Origin of the sequence: Halorubrum sp. SD683 (assembly GCF_002135045.1) — an archaeon.
GTDB lineage: Archaea > Halobacteriota > Halobacteria > Halobacteriales > Haloferacaceae > Halorubrum > Halorubrum ezzemoulense.
Genome location: NZ_NEWJ01000017.1, coordinates 1 through 4,739 on the forward strand (window position 1 = coordinate 1; position 4,739 = coordinate 4,739).

Below are 4,739 nucleotides of genomic sequence, written 5' to 3' on the forward strand. Positions count from 1 at the left end.
TGGAGCAGGCCGCTCGGACCTACGGCTTCCTCCGGTCACTGAACCTTACTGGGGCACCGATCCACAGTCTCGTGGACTGTATCGCTGTCAATGTATTCCGCTAGTTCCGCCAGTCTACCGAAGAGCGACTTCAGCTCGATGCTTGCCGACGCCGACCAGTCCACGGTCGACGCGGCGACCGGACTCGCAGAGTGGTACACCACGAACGAGGATATCATCCAGACCAACGCCGAAGAGCAGGGGTACATCCCCGTGCTGGCCGACGTCGTGGGCAACGACGACCTCTCCAGCGAGGTCCAGGCGTTCGCCCAGCAGGTCGACCACGGCGTCCCCATCCCGACGCACCCGGACATGGACAGCGTCTGGACGCCCGTGACGGAGGCGTTAGAGCGCGTCTTCAACGACGAGCAGGACAGCGACGCCGCGCTCGACCAGGCCGCCTCCGAGATCCGGGAGGCGCTGTAGGCACCCCTCGGAGCGATGGCCTCTTCGCAACCTGGAACCGGCGTGAGCGGGCTGGCGCGTCTCCGATCGGCGCTGCCGTTCTCCAGTCGCGACTGGGGGCTGCTCCTCGTCGCGCCCGGCGTGCTGCTCTTCTCGAGTTTCATGCTGTACCCGATCTTCTACCTCTTCTACATCTCGCTGACCGACGCGACGTTCGCGGGGTCCGTGATCGGCGGGGGCGCCGACCTGATCGGGCTGGCGAACTACGCCCAGCTGATCGGCGACTCGCAGTTCTGGACCTCGATGACGACGACGTGGCTGTTCGTCGCCGTCTCGCTCGTGATCAAGGTGTTCCTCGCCGTGGGGATCGCGCTGCTGCTCAACCACGTGCGCGTCGCCGGGAAGCGCTACATGCGCGCGGCGGTGATCGTCCCGCTGGGGTTCCCCGGCATCTTCACGATCACCGTCTGGCGCGGAATGTTCAGCGACGCGCGATACGGCGTGTTCAACACGATACTGGGGCGATACAACGAGCTCATGTCGTCGCTGTCGGCGCCACAGGCCCTGCTGTTCGACGTGCCGATCGGCTTCCTGAGCGGCCGCTGGGAGGCGTTCTTCGCGTACGTCACCACGGAGGTGTGGCTGGCGTACCCGTTCATGGTGATCATCATCGTGAGCGCCTTACAGGACGTGCCCCGGTCGCTCCACGAGGCCGCGATGGTCGACGGCGCGGGGGCGCTCCAGCGGTTCCGCACCGTGACGCTGCCCGCGATCAAGGGACCGGTGCTGTTCGCGTCGATCCTCACGGCCGCGACCTCGTTCCAGCAGTTCCTGATCCCGTGGGTGTTCAATCAGGGCGGGCCGTCGAGACAGAACGAGCTGATCATCGTGTACGGCTACCGCGAGGCGATCACGTTCAACCAGTTCGGCCTGTCGGCGGCTATCCTGATCGTCGGGATCGCGTTCGTCGGCATGTTCATGTACGTGGCCGTGCGCTACGGCGGCCTCGCCGAGGGGGTGGGTGACGAATGAGCCCCCTCGAGTCCGCGGTCGCGCTTGTCGGTTCCGCGGTCGCGCTGGTCCGCTCGAAGCTGGTCGCGTTTGCGACCGCACCGAAGCGGTTCTCCGTGATGATCCGGCGCGCGATCTACGACGTCCGCACGGGGAAGCGCAGCTCGTGGGACGTGACGAAGAGCGTCCTGATGACGTTGTTCGGGCTCGCGATGGTGCTCGTGCTGCTGTTCCCGCTGTTCTGGATCACGACCGCGTCGCTCGCGGAGGGCTCGCGGCTGTTCAACACGAGCGGCATCTTCCCGGACCCGTCGACGTACAACCTCGGCGCGTACCGGTGGGTGATCTTCGAGTCTGACTTCTTCTTCGTCGACGGCGACTGGGGGTACCCCCAGCTCGTCCTCGGCGGGAGCGGCGGGCTGGTCAGCTTCCGGTGGGCCGGGACCGACACCGGTCCGGGCGCGGTGTTCAACAGCCTCTACATCGTCAGCGTAACGCTCGCGGCCGGGTTCGGCATGATCGTCCCGGCGGCGTACGCGTTCTCGCGCCGACAGTTCGTGGGGCGCAAGCGCATCCTCTACGGCTACGTGCTGTTCACGCAGATCGGCGCCGGGCTGTCGATCGCGACGCTCGTGGCGCTGTACTCGCTGTTCAGCTCCTACGGGCTCACGAACAACCTGTTCATCCTCGGGTTGTTCTACGCGGCGTCCGCAATCCCGTTCAACACGTGGCTGCTGAAGACGTATATGGACAACATCCCCGTCTCCTACGAGGAGGCGGCGATGGTCGACGGCGCGAGCTTCTTGGAGACGATTCGGGAGGTGATCCTCCCGCTGACGAAGCCGGGACTCGCGGTCGTGCTCATCTTCGTCTGGCTCGCCGGGTGGAACGAGTTCATCATCGCGCAGACCCTGCTGCGCCCGGAGAACTACCCGCTCTCGGTCGAACTGTACAACATCGCGACCGAGGGCCGGTTCTCGACGCCGTGGACTCGGTTCGCGGCGTTCGCGAACCTGTTCGCGCTGCCGGTCGCGATCGTCTACTTCGCGGCGCAGCGCTCCGTCGAAGACGGCCTGTCGTTCGGCGGCATGGAAGGGTAGCCCGGCCTCCACGCGGACCGTTCTCGGTTCTCCCTTCGTTCTCGTCGTCTCCTCATTCTCGGCCGCCCCGTTGACCGACGGCGTCGCTCCGGGGCGAGTCGTCTGGTAACGGGGCCGGATTCACCCTGTCAAAGAACCAGATGTATCCGGTAACAGGCGGAGCCGCCCGGAACCGCCCTCGCTCAGTCGTCCGCCGCCGGCGCCGGCGGCGCGCCCGTGAGCCGGTCGCGGTCGTGGTCGGCCTCGAAGTCGAGGTCAGGGCCGCGCGCGATGATGCGCGTCGGGGTCACGTCGGGGTGGGTGGTGTAGTAGTGCTCCTTGATGTGGTCCATGTTCACCGTTTCGGCGACGCCCGGCGTCTGGTAGAGGTCGCGCAGGTACGGCCAGAGGTTGTCGTACTGGTGGATGAACTGCTGGTTACACATGAAGTGGGTGTGGTACACCTGATCGAAGCGGACCAACGTGGTGAACATACAGATGTCCGCCTCGGTGAGCGAATCGCCGACGAGGTAGCGCCGGTCCGCGAGCCGGTCGTCGTAGCGGTCGAGCGCGCCGAACAGGTCGTCGATCGCGTCGTCGTAGGCCGCCTGCGAGGTGGCGAAGCCCGCGCGGTAGACGCCGTTGTTGATCGGCTCGTAGATGTCCGTGATCACCTCGTCGACCTCGGCGACGGTCGCGTCGTCGTCTTCGTCGGGGAGCAGCGAAACGTCGTTTCCGAGGTCCGCGAACGCGGTCGAGAGCATCCGGAGGATCTCCCGCGACTCGTTGTTGACGACGGTCTCCTCCTCGGTGTCCCACAGCACGGGCACGGTCACCCGACACGTGGCGTCCGGGTCGGCCGCGACGTACAGCTCGCGCAGGTAGTCGCTGTCGTGGAGACGGTCGGGCGTACAGCCGTCCTTCTCGGGGGTGAACTGCCAGCCGTCCTCGTCGCGGTACGGGTCGACGACCGAGACGCCGATCGCGTCTTCGAGCCCCAACAGCGACCGCGCGAGTAGCGTGCGGTGCGCCCACGGGCACGCGTACGACACGTACAGGTGATAGCGACCGGCCTCCGGCTGGAAGCGCTCGTCCGGCTCCGCGTCGACGTGGTCCGGCACGTCGCTGCCCGCGATCCAGTTCCGGAACGTCGTCTCGCCGCGCTGGAACGCGCCCTCCTCGTCGGTCGTCTCGTAGGTGTCTGTGCGCCACTCGCCGTTCACGAGCTGGTTCATACTACATGCGTGGGCTTCGACGCGTATAACGTGGCCGGGGACACGCGTGTCACCCGCTGTATGTGGTGTGTAGATTCATATCACGATCTTCCCATTCACGACCGAGAGGCGGTGGATCGACGGCGAACTCCTCCGAAGCCCCAGCCGCGAGGCGAACGCACGCCCGCTGCGCTCCTCGCTCGGTCGCTCACTTCGTTCGCTCTCTCGTTGCGGTGCTTACGTCGCCCGCGTTCGCCTCGCGACTGCCCCTTCGAGTCCCACCTACCGCAACCGCACCGCAACCGCATCGCAGCCTCACCCCTCCCCAGCCTCGCGGTTCGCGCTCTCCGAGCGCTCACCGCCCCCTCGCGCGTGCCCCTCGCGGCCGCCGCTTCGCTCCGGCCGCTCGCAGGCACGCGCCGCCGCAGTCGATCTGCCCTCTCGCCGTCCCGGTGGCTTTTCCTCGTCGCTCGCGTGTCCTGACGCATGACCGACCCAGACGAGGCAGCGCCGACGGTCGCCGTCGTCGGCGGCGGCGCGGTCGGTGTCACGACCGCGCACGACCTCGCGGCGCGCGGCGCCGACGTGACCCTCTACGAGCGCGGGGAGCTCGCGGCCGAGAGCTCCGGGCGCGCGGCTGGCCTCCTCTACGACGCCTACGCCGAGGACGTCGACGCCGCGGTCGGCGCCCGGTCGATCGAGCGCTTCCGAGTACTCGACCGGTCGCTGCCCGGCTTCTCGTTTTCGCCCTGCCCGTACGTGATCGCGGTGCGCGAGGGCGACCCCGACGCCGACGCCGTTCCCGGGATGGTCGATCGCATGCGCGGCCACGGCCGCGACGTCTCGCTCGTCGGCCCCGACGCGCTCGGCGAACGGTTCCCGCCGCCCCGCCCCGACGCCCCCGCCGCCGCCGCGGCCGCCGACGGGGCCGGCTGGACCGCCCCGTCGCGCTCCCTCCGCGCGCCTGCCGCCGCGGCCGGTGCCGGGGGGG

General features: G+C 68.0%; 4 protein-coding genes and 2 pseudogenes. 5 read left to right on the forward strand and 1 reads right to left on the reverse strand.

Annotated elements, in window-relative coordinates:
- The 4 genes and pseudogenes from B9G49_RS16175 to B9G49_RS06640 all read left to right on the forward strand — a co-directional run.
- Positions 1 to 104, forward strand: a pseudogene (locus B9G49_RS16175) (IS1595 family transposase); the annotation flags it as partial.
- Positions 105 to 129: 25 nt separating this feature from the next.
- Positions 130 to 465, forward strand: a pseudogene (locus B9G49_RS06630) (ABC transporter substrate-binding protein); the annotation flags it as partial.
- A gap of 15 nt (positions 466 to 480) precedes the next feature.
- The gene (locus tag B9G49_RS06635; protein ID WP_086215843.1) at positions 481 to 1,476 is read left to right on the forward strand and encodes a carbohydrate ABC transporter permease; all 996 of its coding nucleotides are present in this window, start codon (positions 481 to 483) and stop codon (positions 1,474 to 1,476) included.
- Positions 1,473 to 2,555, forward strand: coding sequence for a sugar ABC transporter permease (locus B9G49_RS06640; RefSeq protein ID WP_049931310.1), 1,083 nt, complete (start codon positions 1,473 to 1,475; stop codon positions 2,553 to 2,555). Before B9G49_RS06635 ends, B9G49_RS06640 begins: the two co-directional genes overlap by 4 nt.
- A 182-nt stretch (positions 2,556 to 2,737) precedes the next feature.
- On the opposite strand, the gene B9G49_RS06645 is transcribed toward B9G49_RS06640, so the two are convergent.
- Positions 2,738 to 3,769: a glutathione S-transferase family protein gene (locus B9G49_RS06645; RefSeq protein WP_086215844.1), complete on the reverse strand. Its 1,032-nt coding sequence runs from the start codon at positions 3,767 to 3,769 to the stop codon at positions 2,738 to 2,740.
- Between the two features lie 465 nt (positions 3,770 to 4,234).
- Here B9G49_RS06645 and B9G49_RS06650 point away from each other — a divergent pair.
- Positions 4,235 to 4,739, forward strand: a 505-nt coding sequence (locus tag B9G49_RS06650; protein ID WP_143414685.1) for an FAD-dependent oxidoreductase, incomplete at its 3' end; no start/stop codon positions are given.

Excerpts from the sequence above, each read along its gene's own strand:
- B9G49_RS06635 (WP_086215843.1), top strand. The coding sequence starts at position 481 with ATGGCCTCTTCGCAACCTGGAACCGGCGTGAGCGGGCTGGCGCGTCTC.
- B9G49_RS06640 (WP_049931310.1), top strand. The coding sequence starts at position 1,473 with ATGAGCCCCCTCGAGTCCGCGGTCGCGCTTGTCGGTTCCGCGGTCGCG.
- B9G49_RS06645 (WP_086215844.1), bottom strand. The coding sequence starts at position 3,769 with ATGAACCAGCTCGTGAACGGCGAGTGGCGCACAGACACCTACGAGACG.